The 21,467-nt window shown below is 65.8% G+C and carries 18 protein-coding genes and 1 tRNA gene; 8 read left to right on the forward strand and 11 right to left on the reverse strand.

The features are described 5' to 3' along the window. Window positions 1-233 precede the first annotated feature (233 nt). From DBV14_RS23420 to aceE, 5 genes are all read right to left on the reverse strand, one after another. On the reverse strand, window positions 234-1,265 hold the full coding sequence (locus tag DBV14_RS23420; RefSeq protein WP_124462592.1) for a hypothetical protein: 1,032 nt from the start codon (window positions 1,263-1,265) through the stop codon (window positions 234-236). A gap of 351 nt (window positions 1,266-1,616) precedes the next feature. Then, complete coding sequence (gene lpdA / locus DBV14_RS23425; RefSeq protein ID WP_124462593.1) at window positions 1,617-3,443, reverse strand: dihydrolipoyl dehydrogenase; 1,827 nt, start codon at window positions 3,441-3,443, stop codon at window positions 1,617-1,619. After that, window positions 3,440-4,033 (reverse strand): MFS transporter, encoded by a 594-nt coding sequence (locus tag DBV14_RS23430; protein WP_124462594.1) that lies wholly within the window; start codon window positions 4,031-4,033, stop codon window positions 3,440-3,442. Before DBV14_RS23430 ends, lpdA begins: the two co-directional genes overlap by 4 nt. Beyond that, window positions 4,030-5,703, reverse strand: coding sequence for a dihydrolipoyllysine-residue acetyltransferase (gene aceF, locus DBV14_RS23435; RefSeq protein ID WP_124462596.1), 1,674 nt, complete (start codon window positions 5,701-5,703; stop codon window positions 4,030-4,032). The genes DBV14_RS23430 and aceF overlap by 4 nt, the downstream gene beginning before the upstream one ends. A gap of 125 nt (window positions 5,704-5,828) precedes the next feature. Next, entirely contained in the window at window positions 5,829-8,555 is a 2,727-nt protein-coding gene (aceE, locus tag DBV14_RS23440) for a pyruvate dehydrogenase (acetyl-transferring), homodimeric type (protein ID WP_124462598.1), read from the reverse strand. Window positions 8,556-8,773: 218 nt separating this feature from the next. On the opposite strand from aceE, the gene DBV14_RS23445 reads away from it, so the two are divergent. The 5 genes from DBV14_RS23445 to DBV14_RS23465 all read left to right on the forward strand — a co-directional run bounded on the left by DBV14_RS23445 (window position 8,774) and on the right by DBV14_RS23465 (window position 15,621). After that, window positions 8,774-11,314 (forward strand): PAS domain S-box protein, encoded by a 2,541-nt coding sequence (locus DBV14_RS23445; RefSeq protein ID WP_124462600.1) that lies wholly within the window; start codon window positions 8,774-8,776, stop codon window positions 11,312-11,314. Continuing rightward, window positions 11,311-11,943 carry a response regulator transcription factor gene (locus tag DBV14_RS23450; protein WP_012747279.1) on the forward strand — a complete coding sequence of 211 codons (633 nt, stop codon included), beginning with the start codon at window positions 11,311-11,313 and terminating at the stop codon, window positions 11,941-11,943. The genes DBV14_RS23445 and DBV14_RS23450 overlap by 4 nt, the downstream gene beginning before the upstream one ends. A gap of 76 nt (window positions 11,944-12,019) precedes the next feature. Next, the gene (gene folD / locus DBV14_RS23455) at window positions 12,020-12,871 is read left to right on the forward strand and encodes a bifunctional methylenetetrahydrofolate dehydrogenase/methenyltetrahydrofolate cyclohydrolase FolD (RefSeq protein ID WP_124462602.1); all 852 of its coding nucleotides are present in this window, start codon (window positions 12,020-12,022) and stop codon (window positions 12,869-12,871) included. Between the two features lie 5 nt (window positions 12,872-12,876). Beyond that, window positions 12,877-14,946: a M3 family metallopeptidase gene (locus DBV14_RS23460; RefSeq protein WP_124462604.1), complete on the forward strand. Its 2,070-nt coding sequence runs from the start codon at window positions 12,877-12,879 to the stop codon at window positions 14,944-14,946. Window positions 14,947-14,976: 30 nt separating this feature from the next. Further along, window positions 14,977-15,621: a glutaredoxin family protein gene (locus tag DBV14_RS23465; protein ID WP_124462606.1), complete on the forward strand. Its 645-nt coding sequence runs from the start codon at window positions 14,977-14,979 to the stop codon at window positions 15,619-15,621. A 60-nt stretch (window positions 15,622-15,681) separates the two neighbouring features. Here the strand turns inward: DBV14_RS23465 and rpiA are convergent, their stop codons facing one another. Beyond that, window positions 15,682-16,404 (reverse strand): ribose-5-phosphate isomerase RpiA, encoded by a 723-nt coding sequence (rpiA, locus tag DBV14_RS23470; RefSeq protein ID WP_124462608.1) that lies wholly within the window; start codon window positions 16,402-16,404, stop codon window positions 15,682-15,684. Window positions 16,405-16,444: 40 nt separating this feature from the next. Between rpiA and DBV14_RS23475 the strand changes: the two genes are divergently transcribed. Beyond that, on the forward strand, window positions 16,445-17,524 hold the full coding sequence (locus DBV14_RS23475) for a quinone-dependent dihydroorotate dehydrogenase (protein WP_124462610.1): 1,080 nt from the start codon (window positions 16,445-16,447) through the stop codon (window positions 17,522-17,524). 22 nt (window positions 17,525-17,546) lie between these two features. On the opposite strand, the gene DBV14_RS23480 is transcribed toward DBV14_RS23475, so the two are convergent. The 4 genes from DBV14_RS23480 to DBV14_RS34015 form a co-directional block, all read right to left on the reverse strand. Then, window positions 17,547-18,260, reverse strand: coding sequence for a phage holin family protein (locus tag DBV14_RS23480; protein WP_124462612.1), 714 nt, complete (start codon window positions 18,258-18,260; stop codon window positions 17,547-17,549). Between the two features lie 60 nt (window positions 18,261-18,320). Then, window positions 18,321-18,617 carry a DUF883 family protein gene (locus DBV14_RS23485; RefSeq protein ID WP_124462614.1) on the reverse strand — a complete coding sequence of 99 codons (297 nt, stop codon included), beginning with the start codon at window positions 18,615-18,617 and terminating at the stop codon, window positions 18,321-18,323. Between the two features lie 161 nt (window positions 18,618-18,778). Continuing rightward, window positions 18,779-19,882 carry an NAD(P)/FAD-dependent oxidoreductase gene (locus DBV14_RS23490; protein ID WP_124462616.1) on the reverse strand — a complete coding sequence of 368 codons (1,104 nt, stop codon included), beginning with the start codon at window positions 19,880-19,882 and terminating at the stop codon, window positions 18,779-18,781. Window positions 19,883-19,917: 35 nt separating this feature from the next. Then, entirely contained in the window at window positions 19,918-20,142 is a 225-nt protein-coding gene (locus DBV14_RS34015; protein WP_260397200.1) for a hypothetical protein, read from the reverse strand. A gap of 145 nt (window positions 20,143-20,287) precedes the next feature. Between DBV14_RS34015 and DBV14_RS23500 the strand changes: the two genes are divergently transcribed. After that, window positions 20,288-20,890: a peptidoglycan recognition family protein gene (locus tag DBV14_RS23500; protein WP_124462618.1), complete on the forward strand. Its 603-nt coding sequence runs from the start codon at window positions 20,288-20,290 to the stop codon at window positions 20,888-20,890. After that, window positions 20,887-21,264, forward strand: a complete 378-nt coding sequence (locus tag DBV14_RS23505; protein WP_124462663.1) for a hypothetical protein — start codon at window positions 20,887-20,889, stop codon at window positions 21,262-21,264. The genes DBV14_RS23500 and DBV14_RS23505 overlap by 4 nt, the downstream gene beginning before the upstream one ends. A 71-nt stretch (window positions 21,265-21,335) precedes the next feature. On the opposite strand, the gene DBV14_RS23510 is transcribed toward DBV14_RS23505, so the two are convergent. Continuing rightward, window positions 21,336-21,410 (reverse strand) — tRNA-Val (locus DBV14_RS23510). Between the last annotated feature and the right edge of the window lie 57 nt (window positions 21,411-21,467).

The following is a 21,467-nucleotide window of genomic DNA, read 5'->3' on the forward strand; positions in this document are numbered from 1 at the left end:
GCGCGGGCGTCGCCCTGAACGGCAGTAGCAGCAGCAACAGCCGACACCCCGTCCAACGCATTTGCGGCGAGCGGCTCGCCAATCACGGCTTGCGCATTGCGAACAGGTGAATGAGTTGGCTGGTGCAATTTCTCGGGTTCCGCACGCGGCGGACGATCTGTTTTGGACAGGAGAAGTTTGCCTCGCCCATCTAAAGATCGCCTGAAGAACCGCTGATCGCGACCTGAAGAGCGTCAGGTCGCCCCGGCCACCTTGCGCTTCCAGATCACGCTGTCGACCAGGTAGTGGTGGAAATTGACCGTCAGGTACAGCACCAGGATGACCGGGAACATCGTCCACGCCAGTTGCTCCGCGCCGCGCTTGATCAGCTCGTACTGCGCAGCGCCGAAGAGGATGCAGAAGGCCAGGTATTGCAGTGCATTCCGGGGCTGGCACAGGTAAGCAAGGAATCGGCTCTTGTGGGCGTTTGCGCCGTCGGCGAAACGCCTGGCGTTCTGCGCCCAGACGAACATAAGGTACTGGGCGTTGTGCCAGATGTTGATGAACAGCCAGCCCGTGGTGATGTCCGCGAAAAGGACATAGCTCAGGGTCGTGATGAAGACATGCGTCGCCACGAACATCGCGCGGCCGGGATGGGCGTCGCCGTTCATCCACCGCCGCGCCTCCCTGACCGCCCACGCCGCGCCCAGCGCAATGGCGACGACGCCCGCTCCCTGCGCCACGAAGGCCGGCACGTTCAACAGGAACAAGGGGTAGCCGTAGAACTCCTTGTGGCCCTGCGCGGCCCGGTGGAGCAGCCCCCACAACGGGAATGCATAGATGACTGCATCGGCGAGCCAGTCCGTCGCGCCCGCACCAGGGCCCTTGCGCCGGTACGCCCTGGCAATGCCGAAGGACTGGCGGGTGTAGTGGTGAGTCTGCCAGACGAAGTAGACCGTGAAGAGCCCGCCCACGCTCCACAGCGCCGCCACAGTGGACGTGGCTGCGAGCACCAGGGGCGGCAGGCCCAGCAGCAGGAACCAGTGGCGCCGGATGCTTTCGCGGTCGAACGCGATTCTTGTGTAGGTCGACGTGACGTGGGGATAGGCGAAGAGCCACACGTCGAGGGTCAACACCGTGAGAAACAGCGCGGGGCTGATGGACGCCACCATCCCCATCGCGAGCGCAATCGCCAGCACGCCGAAGATCAGGAAGGCATCGAATACCTTGCTGCGAAGCCACAGGGAGCCAGGGCCATCGGGCGCCGCAATGACCGGCGCGTTCATCGGCGTCAGGTCACCACGGGCGGGCGTGGGGGCTGGGGCGGCGGAGCGGGGGCCGCAACCGGCTTCGACGGCTCGGGCTCAGTCGTCGTTCCTTGCGAAGAAGCGCCGCCTGCCGGGGCCTGCAGGCCCGGAGCGGGCACTTCCGCCTTGGGCGCGACCAGGGCCGGCTTCTGGGATTTTTCAGGCGCGGGCGCCGGCTCGTTGCAACCGGCGAGCAGTGCCGTCGCGGCCGCCGCTATCGCGACAAGCTTGAGGGTCTTATCAAGAGGAAGAGGCATCGAGGTTCCCAAAAAGAAGAAGCGAGCGGAATGCGCGTCGCATTCTCGCTCGCCTCCTTTCGGGCAACCGCTGCTACTTCTTCGCCGGCGGCAGATCGGTACAGGTACCGTGCGCTACTTCCGCCGCCATGCCGATGCTTTCGCCCAGCGTCGGGTGCGGGTGGATGGTCTTGCCGATGTCGATCTCGTCGGCGCCCATTTCGATGGCCAGCGCGATCTCGCCGATCATGTCGCCGGCATGCGTGCCGACGATGCCGCCGCCAAGAATGCGATGCGTCTCGGCGTCGAACAGCAGCTTGGTGAAGCCTTCGTCGCGGCCGTTGGCAATCGCGCGGCCCGAAGCGGTCCACGGAAAGTGGCCCTTCTTGACCTTGATGCCTTCGGCCTTGGCCTGGTCTTCCGTGAGGCCGACCCACGCCACCTCGGGGTCGGTGTAGGCCACGCTCGGGATCACGCGGGCGTTGAAGGCCGCGCTGGACAGCTCCTTGTCGCCCTTCTGCTCGCCGGCGATCACCTCGGCCGCCACATGCGCCTCATGCACCGCCTTGTGCGCCAGCATGGGCTGGCCCACGATGTCGCCGATGGCGAAGATGTGCGGCACGTTGGTGCGCATCTGGATGTCGACCGGAATGAAGCCGCGGTCGCTCACCGTGACGCCCGCCTTCTCGGCGCCGATCTTCTTGCCGTTCGGGCTGCGGCCCACGGCCTGCAGCACCAGGTCGTACACCTGCGGCTCCTTCGGTGCGTTCTCGCCTTCGAAGGTGACCTTGATGCCCTCCTTCGTGGCTTCCGCGCCGACCGTCTTGGTCTTGAGCATGATGTTGTCGAAGCGCGGCGCATTCATCTTCTGCCAGACCTTGACGAGGTCGCGGTCGGCGCCCTGCATCAGGCCGTCGAGCATTTCGACCACGTCCAGGCGCGCGCCCAGCGTCGAGTACACGGTGCCCATTTCGAGGCCGATGATGCCGCCGCCCAGGATCAGCATGCGCTTGGGGTCGGTGCCCATCTCGAGCGCGCCGGTGGAATCCACGATGCGCGGGTCCTTCGGCATGAACGGCAGGCTGACCGACTGCGAACCGGCGGCGATGATCGCGTTGCGGAACTTGACGGTCTGCTTCTTGCCCGTGGTGTCCCAGCTGGTGCCGGAAGTTTCTTCCACTTCCAGGTGGTACGGATCGATGAAGTTGCCGACGCCGCGCAGCACCGTCACCTTGCGCATCTTGGCCATGGCCGTGAGGCCGCCGGTGAGCTTGCCCACCACCTTGTTCTTGTGGCCGAGCAGCTTGGCGCGATCGACCGTGGGCGCGGCAAAGCTCACCCCCAGGTCGGCGAAGTGCTTGACCTCGTCCATCACCGAAGCAACGTGCAGCAGCGCCTTCGACGGAATGCAGCCGACGTTCAGGCACACGCCGCCGAGCGTGGCGTAGCGTTCGATCAGCACCACCTTCAGGCCGAGGTCGGCGGCGCGGAAGGCGGCCGAGTAGCCTCCGGGGCCGGCGCCGAGCACGATCACGTCGCACTCGACATCGACCTTGCCGCCGTACGTGGACGCGACAGGCGCCGCAGCCGGTGCCGGCGCGGGGGGCGAAGCCTTGGGTGCCGCTGGCGCGGCGGCAGCCGGAGCGGGTGCAGCCGCGGCCGGTGCAGGCGCGGCAGCAGCGCCATCGACTTCCAGCGTCAGCACCACGGAGCCCTGCTTGACCTTGTCGCCCACCTTCACCGCCAGCGCCTTCACCACGCCAGCCGACGACGACGGAATTTCCATCGAGGCCTTGTCCGACTCGACCGTGATCAGCGACTGCTCGGCCTTGACCGTGTCGCCGACGTTGACGAGCACCTCGATCACCGCGACTTCGTCGAAGTCGCCGATGTCGGGCACCTTGATTTGTTGTTCGCTCATTTGGACACTTTCAGTTTGAGTGTGAGAACGTCGACCGGTGGGGCCGAATTGCGATCGAATTCGCAGGCGGCGGCAATGCCTGCCTCCGCCACGTCGCGCGACGTGCGCGACTTGATGTCATAGGCCGCGTGCATGGCGCCGAGCGCAAAGCTGCGTCCCGAGCCAATGGCCCAGAACTCCTTGAACTCGAACACCTCGCGGTAGCTGTAGATGCCGTAGATGCCGCTTGCGTTGGCCATCAGCATCGTGAACTGGCTCGACTCGTAGGGCTCGTGGTCATCTTCCTTGGTCTGCATGAAGAACGAGTCCTTCAGCACCGGATGCAAGAGCGTGAAGGTGCGGAAGATCTCGTGCTTGCTGCCGAACAGCAACTGCTCGCGCGGTTGCGCGGCCAGTGCATGCTGCAGCACCAAAAAATGCGCGGCGGCACCGGCCACCGCGAACAGGCTCTGCCCTGCCGCGTCGTCGATGGAGAAGATCTTCTGGTTCTTCTCGGCACGGTGCGAAAGCCGCGTGTCGCCGAAGGTCACCAGGGAATCGGCTGCCATCGTGACCTGGCCGCCTTTGCGGACGGCCACTACGGTGGTCATAGCAGGATGCGGCGGTAGTCTGCGAGCACCTGGCCCAGGTAGGCGTTGAAACGCGCTGCCAGGGCGCCGTCGATCACGCGATGGTCGTACGACAGCGACAGCGGCAGCGTCAGGCGCGGCACGAATTGCTTGCCGTCCCACACCGGCTTCATCTGGCCCTTGGAGAGGCCGAGGATGGCTACTTCGGGAGCGTTGATGATGGGCGTGAAGTGCGTGCCGCCAATGCCGCCGAGCGAGCTGATCGACATGCAGCCGCCCTGCATGTCGGCCGAGCCGAGCTTGCCGTCGCGTGCCTTTTTGGCGAGCTCGCCCATCTCGGCACTGATCTGCAGGATGCCCTTCTTGTCGGCATCTTTCAGCACCGGCACCACCAGGCCATTGGGCGTGTCCGCCGCGAAGCCGATGTTGTAGTACTGCTTGTAGACCAGCTGGTCGCCGTCGAGGCTGGCGTTGAAGTCGGGGAATTTCTTCAGCGCCGCGACCACCGCCTTGATCACGAAGGCCAGCATCGTGACCTTGATGCCCGACTTCTCGTTCTCCTTGTTGGTGGAGACGCGGAAAGCTTCGAGCTCGGTGATGTCGGCTTCGTCGTTGTTGGTGACGTGCGGAATCATCACCCAGTTGCGGTGCAGGTTCGCGCCGCTGAGCTTCTTGATGCGCGACAGGTCCTTGCGCTCGACCGGGCCGAACTTCGTGAAGTCGACTTTGGGCCATGGAATGAGGCCCAGTGCCGCGCCGTCGGCGCCGCCACCGGCCGGCGCCTTGGCCGCCGAGGCCTTGGTGCTGGCCTGGCCGCTCATCACGGCCTTGGTGAAGCCCTGGATGTCTTCCTGCGTGATGCGGCCCTTGGGGCCGGAGCCCTTGACCTCGTCGAGCGGCACGCCGAGTTCGCGGGCGAACTTGCGCACCGAGGGCGAGGCATGCGGCAGGCTGCCGGTCGGCGCCGTGGTGGGGTTGTGCGCTGCGGCTGCGGCTGGTGCAGGCGATGCTGCAGCGGGCGCAGGCGAAGGCGAACTGGCTGTCGCGGTCGCCGGTGCGGCGGCCGCGGCCTGTGCGGGCGCGGCAGCAGGTGCCGCCGCGGCGCCAGCGGCGCCTTCTAGCACTGCAATCAGGTCACCGATGTTGACCGTATCGCCAACCTTGACCTTGAGTTCCTTGAGCACGCCGGCAGCCGACGACGGGATTTCCATCGAGGCCTTGTCCGACTCCACCGTGATCAGCGACTGCTCGGCCGCGACCGTATCGCCGACCTTCACGAGCAGCTCGATGACGGCCACGTCCTTGAAGTCGCCGATGTCCGGCACCTTGATCTCGACCGGACCCGAGGCAGCCGGCGCGGCTGCTGGCGCAGGTGAGGCAGCCGGTGCGGGCGCTGTGGCGGGTGCCGCGGCAGCAGGCGCAGCGGCCGGTGCCGGGGCGGCGGCAGCCGCGCCCTCGGCTTCGACCACCAGCACCACCGAGCCTTCCTTCACCTTGTCGCCCACGGCGACCTTGATTTCCTTGACCACACCGGCGGTCGACGACGGAATTTCCATCGACGCCTTGTCCGACTCCACGGTGATGAGCGACTGCTCGGCCTTGACCGTATCGCCCACTTTCACCAGTACCTCGATCACCGCGACTTCATCGAAATCGCCGATGTCCGGCACCTTGACTTCCACTGCTGCCATATCGTTTGTCTCCCGCCGTGAGGCGCCGTTTCGTTCGTTGATTGTTGAGCCCCAGGGCCGGGCTGCGCCCAGCCCGCCCCCGAGGGGGTCAAGCAAAGTGGCAAAGCCACATTTGCTCGAGAGGGTCAGGCATAGAGAGGGTTGACCTTGTCGACGTTGATGCCGTACTTCTTGATCGCTTCGACCACCTTGGCCACCGGCACGGTGCCATCTTCGCTCAGCGCCTTGAGTGCGGCCACCACGATGTAGTGACGATTGATTTCAAAGTGCTCGCGCAGCTTGTTGCGGAAGTCGCTGCGGCCGAAGCCGTCGGTGCCCAGCACCTTGTAGGTACGGCCCTTCGGGATGAAGGGGCGGATCTGCTCGGCGTAGGCCTTCATGTAGTCGGTCGAAGCGACCACCGGGCCGGTCGAGGCCGACAGCTGCTCGGCCACGAACGGCACGCGCGGCGCCTGGTCGGGGTGCAGCAGGTTCCAGCGGTCGGCATCCTGGCCGTCGCGCGTCAGCTCGTTGAAGCTCGGGCAGCTCCACACCGAAGCCGAAACGCCCCACTCTTTCTCGAGCAGCTCTTGCGCCGCGAAGCTCTCGCGCAGGATGGTGCCGCTGCCCAGCAGTTGCACGGTCGGCGCTTCCTTGCCCTTTGCCGCCTTGACCGCGGGGCCCTGCTTGGCCAGGTACATGCCCTTGATGATCTGCTCTTCGGTGCCGGGCTGCAGGCCGGGCATCGGGTAGTTCTCGTTCAGCAGCGTGATGTAGTAGTAGACGTTGTCCTGCTTCTCGACCATGCGCTTCAGGCCGTGGTGAAGGATCACGCCGACTTCATGCGCGAAGGTCGGGTCGTAGCTCACGCAGTTCGGGATGGTGTTGGCCAGGATGTGGCTGTGGCCGTCTTCGTGCTGCAGGCCTTCGCCGTTGAGCGTGGTGCGTCCCGAGGTGCCGCCCAGCAGGAAGCCGCGGGCCTGCATGTCGCCGGCGGCCCAGGCCAGGTCGCCGATGCGCTGGAAACCGAACATCGAGTAGTACACGTAGAACGGCACCATGATGCGGTTGTTGGTGCTGTACGAGGTGGCCGCGGCAATCCAGCTGGACATGCCGCCGGCTTCGTTGATGCCTTCCTGCAGGATCTGGCCGGCCTTGTCTTCCCTGTAGTACATGACCTGGTCTTTGTCGACCGGGGTGTACTGCTGGCCATGCGGGTTGTAGATGCCGATCTGGCGGAACAGGCCTTCCATGCCGAAGGTACGGGCTTCGTCCACCAGGATAGGCACCACGCGCGGGCCGAGCGCCTTGTCGCGCAGCAACTGCGTCAGGAAGCGCACGTAGGCTTGCGTCGTCGAGATCTCGCGGCCTTCGGCCGTGGGCTCCATCACCGACTTGAAGGTATCGAGCGACGGCACCGTGAACGCTTCGTCGGCCTTGGTGCGGCGGTGCGGCAGGTAGCCGCCGAGGGCCTTGCGGCGCTCGTGCAGGTACTTCATTTCCGGCGTGTCGTCGGCCGGCTTGTAGAACGGCAGCTCGGCGATCTTGCTATCGGGAATCGGAATGTTGAAGCGGTCGCGGAAGGCCATGATGTCTTCGTCGCTGAGCTTCTTGGTCTGGTGGACGTTGTTCTTGCCCTCGCCGATCTTGCCCATGCCGAAGCCCTTGACGGTCTTCACGAGCACCACCGTGGGCTGGCCCTTGTGGCCCTGCGCGGCGTGGAAGGCGGCGTACACCTTCTGCGAGTCGTGGCCGCCGCGCTGCAGCGCCCAGACTTCGTCGTCGCTCAGGTGCTCGACCATCTTCAGCGTGCGCGGGTCGCGGCCGAAGAAGTTCTTGCGCACGTAGGCGCCGTCGTTGGCCTTGAACGACTGGTAGTCGCCGTCGTTGCACTCCATCATGATCTTGCGCAGCGCGCCGTCATGGTCCTTCTCGAGCAAGGCGTCCCAGCCCTTGCCCCAGATCAGCTTGATGACGTTCCAGTTGGCGCCGCGGAATTCGCCTTCGAGCTCCTGGATGATCTTGCCGTTGCCGCGCACCGGGCCGTCCAGGCGCTGCAGGTTGCAGTTGATGACAAAGACCAGGTTGTCGAGGTTTTCGCGCGCGGCCAGGCCGATGGCGCCCAGCGATTCGACCTCGTCCATTTCGCCGTCGCCGCAGAACACCCAGACCTTGCGGTTTTCGGTGTTGGCAATGCCGCGGGCATGCAGGTACTTGAGGAAGCGGGCCTGGTAGATGGCCATCAGCGGGCCGAGGCCCATCGACACCGTGGGGAACTGCCAGAACTCGGGCATGAGCTTCGGGTGCGGGTAGCTCGACAGGCCCTTGCCGTCGACTTCCTGGCGGAAGTTGAGCAGTTGCTCTTCGCTCAGGCGGCCTTCCAGGTACGCGCGGGCATAGATGCCGGGCGACACGTGGCCCTGGATGTACAGCAGGTCGCCGCCGTGGTTTTCGCTCTCGGCGTGCCAGAAGTGGTTGAAGCCGGCGCCGAACATGCTCGCCAGCGAAGCGAAGGAGCCGATGTGGCCGCCCAGGTCGCCGCCTTCGGCCGGGTGATGGCGGTTGGCCTTGACCACCATCGCCATCGCGTTCCAGCGCATGTAGGCGCGCAGGCGCTGTTCGATCTCGAGGTTGCCGGGGCTGCGAGCCTCCACGCCGGGCTCGATGGTGTTGACGTAGCCGGTATTGGCCGAGAACGGCATGTCGACGCTGTTCTGACGGGCGTGCTCGAGCAGTTGCTCGAGAAGGAAGTGGGCCCGCTCCGGACCCTCGCTCTGGATGACGGAAGACAGTGCATCCATCCACTCACGGGTCTCCTGGGCGTCCGCATCGTTTGCGGCCGAGCCGAACAGGTTCTCGGGATTTGCCGACATGCTTGTCTCTCCTTTTAGGGCTGTGGCTGTAATTTAGTGCGCTAAGCAGCGAACGCGCGGGAGTTTCTCATAGAAATCCCGGCATTTCAAATGGCGTCAGTTGATTTCTTAATGTGATATTTCAGAGGTTTCTCGATGGCAAAAAGCGCAACCGCGCCGGGACCAGTGTCACCCCGCCTTTCCAGCCCGTCAGAGGGGGCATCCCCTAAACTCGGCGCATGCCCTTTTCCTCTCCGCTGGCCGTGGCCCGCAGTGCCGTGAATGCCTCGCCGCTGTCCTGGTGGCGCCGCTGGTGGCGCCGGCAGACGCCGGTGCTGCAAGACGCCGTCGCCATGCTCGCGCCGATGGCGGCCGTGCTTCTTTTTCTTGCAGCCATCGTCTCGGCCTTCTGGTACTTGCGCACCGAGGAAGTCGAGCGCGAGCAGGAGTCGGTGCGACGCGACGTCGAATACGCGCAGCAGCGCATGCGGCTGCGCCTGCTGGAGCGGCAAGAGCAGTTGATGCGCATCGCGCGCGATGCGTCCAACCGCGAGATCGACCCGGTCGAATTCACCAGCCGGGCCGAGTCGCTGGTCAGCCAGTTCCCCGAGCTGCAGACGATCACGTGGATCGACGACCGCCGCCGCTTCAAGGCTGGCTATGCGGCGCCCAGCGTGCACCCCGCGCAGCAGCATTTGATCGGCGACGTGCTGCGCCCCGGCGACATCGAAAGCAACTACGCCCTGGCGCGCGAGTTGCGCCAGCCGGTGTACTCGCAGCCCGTGGCCGGTGGCGACCCGCCGGCCATGCTTCAGTTGCACATCCCCCTGTTCGACCAGGGCCTGTTCGCGGGCGTGGTGCTGGGCGAGTTCTCGGTCGATGGCCTGCTGCGCTACGGCATGCCCTCCGAGGTGCAGGCGCGCTATGCCGTCTCGCTGCTCGACGCCAAGGGCAACGTGATCGCCGGCAACACCGCCAACCTGAAGGACGGCGGCACGCGCCTGCTGCCCTGGACCGAACGCACCAACGAATACGAGGTGCCGGTGTCCCCGGTCGGCAATGCGCTGGTGCTGCGCGCCCAGGCCTACCGCACCTCGCAGGGCGTGGTGGGCAACGGCCTGTTCTGGCTGGTCTGCGCGCTGAGCGTGCTCACCAGCTGGATGCTGATCGGCACCTGGCGCCATACGCGACGACGACTTCAGGCACAGCAGCGGCTGGTGGCCGAAACCAACTTCCGCCGGGCGATGGAAAACTCCATGCTGACCGGCATGCGCGTGCTCGACCTGCAAGGCCGCATCACTTATGTGAACGCCGCGTTCTGCGCCATGACGGGCTGGAGCGAAGCCGAGCTGGTCGGGCAATCGCCGCCCTTCCCCTACTGGCTGGAATCCGACCGCGAGGTGATGAACGAGCGCCTTGAAGAAGAGCTGCACGGGCGTGCCCTGCCCGGCGGCTTCCAGGTGCGCGTGAAGCGCAAGAACGGCAGCGTGTTCAACGCCCGGCTTTATGTGTCGCCGCTGATCGACGCGCGCGGCCACCAGACCGGCTGGATGACGTCGATGACCGACATCACCGAGCCCACGCGCATTCGCGAACAGCTGTCGGCGTCGTACGAACGCTTCACCACCGTGCTCGAAGCGCTGGACGCAGCCGTGTCGGTGGCGCCCATCGGCAGCGAGGAACTGCTGTTCGCCAACAAGCTGTACCGCCTGTGGTTCGGCTCCGACACCGTGGGCCACTTGGGCATGGTGGCGCAGGCCGGCGTGCCGGCATCGAACGCGCACGACGAAGGCCTGGACGACGTCGATCCGTATGCCGGCCTGCCCATCGACACGCTCACCGCCGCGCAGACCGCCAACAACGAGATCTTCGTGCCGCACCTGGGCAAGTGGCTCGAAGTGCGTTCGCGCTACCTGACCTGGGTCGACGGGCGCCTTGCACAGCTGGTGATTGCGACCGACATCACGCCGCGTCGCGATGCCGAGGAGCAGGCCGCGGCACAGGCCGACCGCGCGCAAGCCGCGAGCCGCCTCATCACGATGGGTGAAATGGCGTCGAGCGTGGCGCACGAACTCAACCAGCCGCTGACCGCCATCACCAACTACTGCAACGGGATGATGTCGCGCATCAAGGGCCAGACGATCGACACCGAGGCGCTGCTTGCCGCGCTCGAGAAGACGTCGAAGCAGGCCCAGCGCGCGGGCCAGATCATCCAGCGCATCCGCTCCTTCGTGAAGCGCAGCGAGCCCAACCGCACGCCGGCCGACGTGGCCACGATGGTGAGCGAAGCGGTCGAGCTCGCGGGCATCGAGCTGCGCCGCCGCAATGTGCGCCTGAACCACTACGTGGCCGCGCGACTGCCGGTGGTGCGCGTCGACCCGATCCTCATCGAGCAGGTGATGGTCAACCTGCTGAAGAACGCCGCCGAATCCATCGACATTGCCGACCGCCCGCTGGCTCGCCGCAGCGTTGAACTCCGTGTGTTGCCAAAGGTTATCGAAGGTCACAACGCCATCGAGTTCTCGGTGCAGGACACGGGCAAGGGCCTGGCACCGGAAGTGATGGACCGGCTCTACGAAGCCTTCTTCTCCACCAAGCCGGAAGGCATGGGCATCGGGCTGAATTTGTGCCGGACCATCGTCGAGTCGCACCGCGGCCGGATGCAGGCAGAGAACATCTACAATGGCCCGGATGTGATCGGATGCCGTTTTTCCTTCTGGATTCCGGTGTTGGACGCTATCAGTTCCGTAGCTAGCGACGAGGCAAAGGTACCTGCATGAGTTTGATTCCGAAGAAGGGCACGGTCTACGTCGTCGACGATGACGAAGCCGTACGCGATTCGCTGCAATGGCTGCTCGAGGGCAAGGACTACAGAGTCCGCTGCTTCGATTCCGCCGAATCCTTTCTCTCCCGATACGACCCGCGCGAAGTCGCCTGTCTGATCGTCGACATCCGCATGGCCGGCATGACCGGCCTCGAATTGCAGGATCGGCTGATCGAGAGGCGCTCCCCGCTGCCGATCGTGGTCATCACCGGCCACGGCGACGTGCCCATGGCGGTCGACAGCATGAAGAAGGGCGCCATGGATTTCATCCAGAAGCCCTTCAACGACGAAGAACTCGTCACGCTGGTCGAGCGCATGCTCGAACACGCGCGCGGCGCCTTCACGCAGCACCAGCAGTCGGCCAGCCGCGACGCGCTGCTGTCCAAGCTCACGGGCCGCGAGGCACAGGTGCTCGAGCGCATCGTCGCCGGCCGCCTGAACAAGCAGATTGCCGACGACCTGGGCATCAGCATCAAGACGGTGGAGGCGCACCGCGCCAACATCATGGAAAAGCTCAACGCCAACACCGTGGCCGACCTGCTGAAGATCGCGCTCGGACAGGCGGCCCCCGCGGCCAAGGCCTAGAAGCTATTTCCCCGATAGCAATGCATATCCCCCACGCCTGCGCAAGCGGGCGTTTTTACTTGGAAAATCGAAACCGATGACCGCCCAACTGATCGACGGCAACGCCCTCGCAAAAACCATCCGTGCCGAGGTCGCCGGCCGCACCGCCGCGCTGAAGGCCAGTGGCGTGAACCCGGCCCTTTCCATCATCCTCGTGGGCGACGATCCGGCCAGCCAGGTCTACACCAAGCACAAGGTCAACGACAGCACCGAAACCGGCCTGCAGGCCACACTGGAACGCTACCCCGCCGACATGAGCGAGGCCGACCTGCTCGCCCGTATCCGCGCGCTCAACGACGACCCCAAGGTGCACGGCATCCTGGTGCAGCTGCCGCTGCCCAGGCACATGGACAGCCAGAAGGTCATCGAGACCATATCGCCCGCCAAGGACGTCGATGGCTTCCACGTTGCCAGCGCCGGCGCGCTGATGACCGGTGCCCCCGGCTTCTGGCCCTGCACCCCGCACGGCTGCATGAAGATGCTCGAATCGATCGGCTACGACCTGCGCGGCAAGCACGCCGTGGTCATCGGCCGCAGCAACATCGTCGGCAAGCCGATGGCCATGATGCTGCTGGCCAAGAGCGCCACCGTGACCATCTGCCACAGCGCCACGCAAGACCTGGGCGCCATCACGCGCCAGGCCGACGTGGTGGTGGCCGCCGTGGGCAAGCTGAACCTGCTGACCGCCGACATGGTGAAGCCTGGCGCCGTGGTCATCGACGTGGGCATGAACCGCAAGGCCGACGGCAAGCTGGCCGGCGACGTCGATTTCGACGGCGTGAAGGAAGTGGCCAGCTGGATCACGCCCGTGCCGGGCGGCGTCGGCCCCATGACCCGCGCCATGCTGCTGGTCAACACCCTTGAAGCGGCCGAACGCGCCGCCAAGTAACTTTCATGGCCATGACGAACAATCCCCTCCTCGACTTCACCGATCTTCCGCTGTTCGACCGCATCAAGCCGGAGCACGTCGCTCCCGCCGTCGATGTGCTGCTGGCCGAAGCCGAGACCGCACTGCAAACCGTCACGGCACCGGAGTTTCCGGCCGACTGGAACGCGATTTCCAAGGTGCTCGAAGTCGCGTCCGAGCGCTTCGGCCGCGCCTGGAACGCCGTGGGCCATCTCAACGCCGTGGCCGACACGCCCGAGCTGCGCGCCGCCTACAACGAAGCCATGCCCCGCGTCACCGCTTTCTGGACCAGCCTGGGTTCCGACGAGCGGCTGTACGCCAAGTACAAGGCCATCGACGTCGCCACGCTCAATGCCGAGCAACGCCAGGCGCACCGCAACGCCGTGCGCAATTTCGTGCTGGGCGGCGCCGAATTGCAAGGCGACGCCAAGAAGCGCTTTGCCGACATCCAGGAACGCCAGGCCGAGCTGAGCCAGAAGTTCAGCGAAAACGCGCTCGACGCCACCGACGCCTTCGCCTACTACGCCAAGCTGGGCGAGCTCGAAGGCGTGCCGGAAGACGTGGTGAGCGCAGCCCGCGCTGCCGCCGAAGCCGAAGGCAAGGACGGCTACAAGCTCACGCTCAAGATGCCGTGCTACCTGCCGGTGATGCAGTTCGCCAAGAGCAGCGCGCTGCGCGAAACGCTCTACCGCGCCTACGTCACGCGGGCCAGCGAATTCGGCGATGCGGCATTCGACAACACCGCGCTGATCACCGAGATCCTCGCGCTGCGCGAAGAAGAAGCCAAGCTGCTCGGCTACAAGAACTTCGGCGAACTGTCGGTCGTGCCGAAGATGGCCGAATCGCCCGAGCAGGTCGTCAAGTTCCTGCGCGATCTCGCGACCAAGGCCAAGCCCTACGGCGAGCGCGACCTGGCCGACCTGCGCGCCTTTGCCTCCGAACAATTGAGCATCACCGACCCGCAGCCCTGGGACTGGAGCTACATCGGCGAGAAGCTCAAGGAAGCGCGCTACGCCTTCAGCGAGCAGGAGGTGAAGCAGTACTTCCCCGCGCCCAAGGTCATGGCCGGCCTGTTCAAGATCGTCGAGACGCTGTTCGAAGTGTCGATCCGCCGCGACAGCGCGCCGACGTGGCACCCGAGCGTCGAGTTCTATCGCATCGAACGCCAAACCCCACAAGGCGTGCAGAAGGTCGGCCAGTTCTACCTCGACCCTTCGGCTCGCGCCGCCAAGCGCGGCGGCGCCTGGATGGACGACGTGCGCGCCCGCTGGCTGCGCCCCGACAACGGCATGCTGCAAACGCCGGTCGCGCAACTGGTCTGCAACTTCGCCAGCGGCGTGGACGGCAAGCCGCCGCTGCTCACGCACGACGACGTGACCACCCTCTTCCACGAATTCGGCCACGGCCTGCACCACATGCTCACGCAGGTGAACGAGCGCGACATCTCGGGCATCAGCGGCGTCGAGTGGGACGCGGTCGAACTGCCGAGCCAGTTCATGGAAAACTTCTGCTGGGAGTGGGACGTGCTCAGCCACATGACGGCCCACGTCGACACCGGCGAGCCGCTGCCGCGCGCGCGGTTCGACAAGATGACCGCCGCCAAGAACTTCCAGAGCGGCCTGCAGACGCTGCGCCAGATCGAGTTCTCGCTGTTCGACATGCTGCTGCACACCGAGTACCACGCGGCCGCCGCCAGGCCCGGCGACGTGATGGCGCTGCTCGGCAAGGTGCGCGCCGAAGTCGCGGTGATGCCCTCGCCCGCTTTCAGCCGCACGCCGAATACTTTCAGCCACATTTTCTCGGGCGGCTACGCGGCCGGCTACTACAGCTACAAGTGGGCCGAGGTGCTGAGCGCCGACGCCTACGCGGCCTTCGAGGAAACCGTGGGCGCCGATGGCGAGCCGAACATCGAGACCGGCCGCAAGTACCGCCAGGCCATCCTGGAGGCCGGCGGCAGCCGCAGTGCGATGGATTCGTTCAAGGCCTTCCGCGGCCGTGAGCCCCAGCTTGATGCGCTGCTGCGACACCAGGGCATGGCGCAGGCCCAGCCCGCTTGATGCGGCGCTGAAGCTTGCGATACTCGGGCGATGCATCCGACCATTTACAAATTCTCACTGCATCGCCTGACAGGCCTCGCCCTTGTGCTCGTTGCCGCGGGCGCCATGGCGCAGCCGGTCTACCGCCAGGTCGACAAGAACGGCAAGGTCACCTTCTCCGACCGCGCCCCCACGGCCAGCACCGAGCCCGCCGCCGCACCGCAAGGCGCCGCCGGCACGTTAGCCAATACAGGGTTGCCCTACGAACTGCGCCAGGTGGCACAACGCTTCCCGGTCACGCTGTACACCGGCGACGACTGCGGCCCCTGCAGCGAGGGCCGCACGCTGCTCACCACGCGCGGCATTCCCTTCGAGGAACGCACCATCAAGAGCAATGATGAGATCGAGGCGCTGCAGCGCCTGAGCGGCCAGACCTCGCTGCCGCTGCTCACGATCGGCTCGCAGCAGCTCAAGGGCTACGGCGACGTCGACTGGTCGAAGTACCTCGATGCGGCCGGCTACCCCAAGAGCAACAGCCTGCCCGCGGGCTACCGCAACACACCAGCCCGGCCGCTGATTGCCCAGCAGGCGGCGCCCGCACCGCGTGCCGCCGCGGCACCACCGGCAGCGCAACCCGCGCCGCAGGCCGCGCCGAGCGGACCGAGCCCCAGCAACCCGGCTGGCATCAAGTTCTGATCCGGGCCTGAACCGAAGGGCCGTTCGGCCCACCCTTCGGTCCTTTCAGTCCTTCTGCCTTCAGGCGAACTGCATCGTCTTCACGCCCGTGGCCGTGCCCAGCAGGCACACATCGGCCTTCTGGTAGGCAAACACGCCGACCGTCACCACGCCGGGCCACTGGCTCACCTCGGACTCGAAGGCACGCGGATCGCTGATGCGCAGGCCGGTCACGTCGATGATGTGCTGGCCGTTGTCGGTCACCAGCGGCAGGCCGTCTTTCTCGCGCACCTGGGCAATGCCGCCCATGGCGGCAAACTGGCGCATGACGCGCTGAACGGCCATCGGGATCACCTCGACCGGCAGGGGGAAAGCACCGAGCGTCTCGACCAGCTTCGACGCATCGGCAATGCAGATGAACTTGCGCGACTGGGCCGCGACGATCTTCTCGCGCGTGAGCGCGGCGCCGCCGCCCTTCACCATGAAGCCACGGTGATCGATTTCGTCGGCCCCGTCGATGTAGACGGCCAGTTCTTCCACTTCATTGCTGTCGAACACCGGAATGCCCAGTGCGCGCAGCCGTTCGGTCGAGGCCACCGAGCTGGAAACGGCGCCCTTGATCTGGTCCTTGATGGTGGCCAGCGCGTCGATGAACTTGTTGACCGTCGAGCCGGTGCCGACACCGACGATCTCGCCCTTGACCACGTAGGCCAGCGCGGCAAGGCCGACCTGGGCCTTGAGTTCGTCCTGGGAAAGCGCGGCGGGGGCGCCAGGGGCGGAAGTTGGGGAGGCGGGTGCGGTCATCGCGGAGAATCCTTGGCTCATTGAAGTCGAGAATTATCCGATGCCCCTGCTGATGCCCTCTTCGCTCTACGGCCTGGCCCGCCCTTTCCTGTTCGGTTTCGACCCCGAGCATGCCCATGAACTGACCCTCGACGGACTGGCACGCACGCAGAACACGCCGCTGGCCTGCGCCTACTCGGCCCCGCGCGTGGACGACCCCGTCCAGCTTGCCGGGCTGACTTTTCCGAACCGCGTGGGCCTGGCCGCCGGGCTCGACAAGAACGCCCGCTGCATCGATGCCTTCTCGGCCATGGGCTTCGGCTTTGTCGAAGTCGGCACGGTGACGCCCAAGGCGCAGCCGGGCAACCCCAAGCCGCGCATGTTCCGCCTGCCGCAACGCGACGCGCTCATCAACCGGCTGGGCTTCAACAACGAAGGGCTCGACGCCTTCCTGGCCAACGTGCAGAAGGCGCGTTTTCGCAGGGCCGGCGGCGGCACCAAGGCGCCGATGCTGCTGGGCCTGAACATCGGCAAGAACGCCGCCACGCCGATCGAGTGCGCAGTGGACGACTACCTGGCCTGCCTCGACGGCGTGTACCCGCATGCCGACTACGTAACGATCAACATCTCGAGCCCCAATACGGCCAACCTGCGCTCGCTGCAGAGCGACGAGGCGCTCGACGCCCTGCTGGGCGCGGTGGCCGAGCGGCGCGAAGCCCTGGCCGCGCGCCACGACAAGCGCTCGCCGCTGTTCGTGAAGATCGCGCCTGATCTCGACGAAGCCCAGGTCGCGGTCATCGCCGCCACCTTGCAGCGCCACGGCATGGACGGCGTGATCGCCACCAACACCACGCTGGCACGCGACGCGGTCGCGGGCCTGCCGCATGCGGGCGAGGCCGGGGGGCTGTCGGGCGCGCCGGTGCGCGAGGCGAGCAACCGGGTCATTGCGCAGTTGCGCGCGGCACTGGGGAAAGATTTCCCGATCATCGGGGTCGGCGGCATCCTGAGCGCGGCCGATGCCAAGGCCAAGATCGCCGCGGGCGCGGACGTGGTGCAGATCTACACGGGGCTGATCTATCGCGGCCCTGCGCTGGTCCGCGAAGCTGCCCAGGCGCTGCTGCGGGAACGCAGCAAGGCCTGAGGCTTTTTCGTCTCGCTTCTTCTCAGCGCATGCGCCAGAGAATTGGCGCGATGACTGCGGCCCAGCGCAGCAGGCGCTTCGGACGGATCACCACGACGGCAGCCGCGGCAACGACACCTGTGGCCACCGGATGCGCCTTCGCGATGCGCAACGCGGCGGCGGCAGCCGTTTCGTTGGGCGGAGGCGCATCGGCCGAGGCGCTCGCGGGTTGGGGTTCGCGCCCGCCCTGCATCGTTGCGATGCGCTCGCGCTGACGGTCCATGCGGGCCAGCAGCTCTTCGCGCGTGGCCGGGCGTGCGGGGCGTGGTTCGTCTTCGTGCTGCTCCGGGTCCTTGCCCAGGCCGAAGCGGTCTTGCACCCAGGCCCAGTCGCGCTCGAACTCATGGCGCGTCGGGATGAAGCTGCTGGACGCGTTGCGCAGCGTCAGCAGCAAGCCGACGGCGGCCACCACCCAAAGCGCGATCCACACACCGGCCACCGACCAGGCGGCCGTGGCGCGGTATGGCGTGTCCCAGAAATTCACCACCACCGCCATCGACAGCAGCGCCACGGCGACGGTGGTCAACCCCAGCACGGCGACCACGAACACGAGCATCAGCTTGAGGCGCTGCTTCTCGTCTTCCCATGCCATGCGCAGCAGTTGCACCCGGTCTTCGGCGGCCAGGGCGCCTTCGGCGGCGGCAATGCGCAGCCGACGGATCCGGGCGTCGAGCCCGAACAATGACCGCAGCCTCATGAGCCGGCCCCGGCAGTGCGCCGAGGCGCCTGGTGAACGATGCTGCGGTGGGTGCTCAGGTCAGCGGCGGCCAAGCAGCAGGCCCACCAGCACGCCGACGGCCAGTGCGGCACCGGCGATCTGCCATGGTTCGTCGTGAGCGTAGGCGTTGGTGGCGGTGGCCGCGTCTCGCGCCTTCTTGGCGGCAAGCTTGCTTTTTTCGGCGGCGAGCTCGCGCGCGATGGCGAGCTTGGTGTCGATGCGCTGGCGCAGCGCCTTGATGTGGGGAACCGAATCCAGGTCCTTGCTGGCCAGCACGCCGCGCACGTCGCTCGCGATGTCTTCGGCTGCTGCTTCAAGATTGTTGGATGCACTCATTGGAATCTTTCCTCCGTGATGACACCGGCACCGCGCCGGCGGCTTCACGCCAGCATATGGCGTGCTGTCATGTTACAGGCTCGAAAGCCCCTCATGCGCGACAGATGTGCGGACTTGTGCCCGCCGTCGCACCCAATGCCCTCACGATGCGGCCTTGAACGTCAGGCCTGCGCGAGCAGGCGGGCCACATGGCGGCCGATGGCCAAGCTGCTCGTGAGCCCCGGCGATTCGATGCCGAACAGGTTCACCAGCCCCGGCACGCCATGCGACTCGGGGCCGTCGATCACGAAGTCGGCGGCCGGTTCGCCCGGTCCCGAAATCTTGGGCCGCATGCCCGCATAGCCCGGGATCAGCGCGCCATCGGGCAACGCAGGCCAGTACTTGCGAACCTCGGCATAGAAGCCATCGCCACGCGCGGGGTCGACCACCAGGTCGTCGGCCGACGCGACCCATTGCACGTCGGGCCCGAACTTGGCTTGGCCGCCCAGGTCGACGGTAAGGTGCACGCCCAGGCCACCCGGCTCGGGCACGGGGTAGATGAGGCGGCCGAACGGCGCCTTGCCGGACAGGGTGAAGTAGTTGCCCTTGGCAAAGTACGCCTTGGGGATCGTCTCGGGCGCCAGCCCTTCGAAGCGGCTGGCCAGCGCCGGCGCCCCGAGCCCTGCCGCATTGATGACGCTGCGGCAGCGCAGTGCCGTTCCGTCTTCCGCTACCAGCACGATGGCGCCATCACCGCATTCAGCCCGCGTGATGGGCGATTTGAGCGCCAGCATGCCGCCCGCATTTTCGAGATCGCCCAACAGGCTCAGCATGAGCGCGTGGCTGTCGACGATGCCGGTGCTCGGCGAATGCAGCGCCGCCACGCAATGCAGTTGCGGCTCCATCGCGATGGCCTGCTGCGCGGTGATCTGAACCAGGTCATCCACGCCATTGGCCGCGGCCTTGACCCGGATCGCTTCGAGCTGGCCAGCCTGCTCGGGCGATGTCGCCACGATGAATTTGCCGCAACGCCGGTGCGGCACGCCGCGCTCCGCCGCGTAGGCATACAGCAGTTCCTTGCCTTCCACGCACAGCTTCGCCTTGAGCGAGCCCTGCGGGTAGTAGATGCCCGCGTGAATCACTTCGCTGTTGCGCGAACTGGTCCCGGTGCCGATGGCACCTTCGGTTTCGAGCACCAGCACTTCCCGGCCAGCCAGCGCCAATTCGCGCGCCACGGCCAGCCCCACCACACCACCGCCGATGACGGCGCAATCGATTTCATCCATCGCGCAAGCTTATCGCGGCTTGCGCGCCGAAAACCTCACGACACGGAGGGTGGCGGCTCGGGATCGGTGGGTTCGTCGGACGGCGTGCCCGGCCCTTCGTCGGGCTCGACAGGCAGGTTCGGAGTGACGGGGGTCGGAAGATCGGGGTGCGTGGCCATGGCTGCTCTCCTTTGCCTGAAGTTGTAGGCGCCTGGCGCCGTACTGGCGCCAGCATCGGGCTGCACTTGCCGTCGGCGGGTGCCGACAATTCGATAGCTCAACGTCGCCGGTTCGCCACGATGCGCCTCGCAGCAAGGCGACCAGCCCTCGCATTACTACTTCCTGTGTCTTTGAAATCCCCCGAGGCTATGTTGTACTTTGACGCGCTGCCGCACCCGGCCAGCTTCGTTTTCTTCAGGGAGAGCAATGTCCACCATCGATGCAAACGGGATGCTGATCGATCCCAAGGTGATCCTTCGGCGGTCGTCCGGAATCGAGCACGGCAGCCTGCCCAGCGTGCTCGCCATCGTCGTTCACCAGACCGATTCGGGAACCGCCGAGTCCAGCCTCAACGGCTACCAGGTGGGCGGCAACGGCGCCCACTTCCTGATCGACAAGAACGGCCAGATCTACCAGACCGCCAGCGTCTTCGCGCGCTGCTACCACGTCGGCAAGCTCATCAAATCGAAGTGCCTGACCGTCAACAAGAGCAGTTGCGACACGGCCGCGATGGCCAAGATGCTGGCGATGTCCTGGACCAGCCAGATCAATGCACTCGACGCACACGAGCGCGCCAAGTCGTACCCCGACCGCTACCCGGTGAACAGCGATTCCATCGGCATCGAGCTGGTCGGCATGCACATCGACGACAAGAGCTACGAAGCCGTGACGGCAGCACAGAACACATCGCTCCAGTGGCTGATCGACGCGCTGTACGTGCAGTTCAACCTGAAGTCGAGCGACGTCTACAGGCACCCGACCGTCTCGTACAAGAATCCGGGCGAAGCGAGTTCGGCGATATGGAAATGAAAGCGAAAGCGCGTGCCATTGCCCTGGCCGTCGGCGCCATGCTCGTCGCTTCTTGCGCAACCGGCGACGCGGCCTTCTCCAACGTCTATGTCGCCGACTTTCATTCCGACGAGCCGGCCCGCTGCCGCACTTCCGATGTGCCGCAGAGCCATGGCAAGGCGCGGGAATTCTTTTCGCGGGCACGGCAGGTCGACTACAAGACGCTGCATGACAACTACGAACTGGCGCCCTGCTACGTCGAGGGAACGCTGAGCCGCCAGGGCAAATCGTGCGACTGGCAGATTCGTGCCGGCGCCACGGGTTCTGTTCAATGCGGGGAGCAGAAGCTGTACTTTGCGTGCGACAGCTGCGAAGACCTGTTCAAGGCCAACTAGCCTCCCCCACCCCAAGCAAGCGCACAAACAAAAAAAGCGACCTGGAGATCCAGGTCGCTTTTTATCAAGTTTGGTGGGCGGTGGAGGTTTCGAACCTCCGACCCCAGCAGTGTGAATGCTGTGCTCTACCCCTGAGCTAACCGCCCTTGACGCTGCTGTTTGACTGCAGCGTCTTGAAAACGTATCGCGCTGTGCGAAGCCTC

The organism is Variovorax sp. KBW07 (genome assembly GCF_003852515.1).
GTDB lineage: Bacteria > Pseudomonadota > Gammaproteobacteria > Burkholderiales > Burkholderiaceae_C > Variovorax.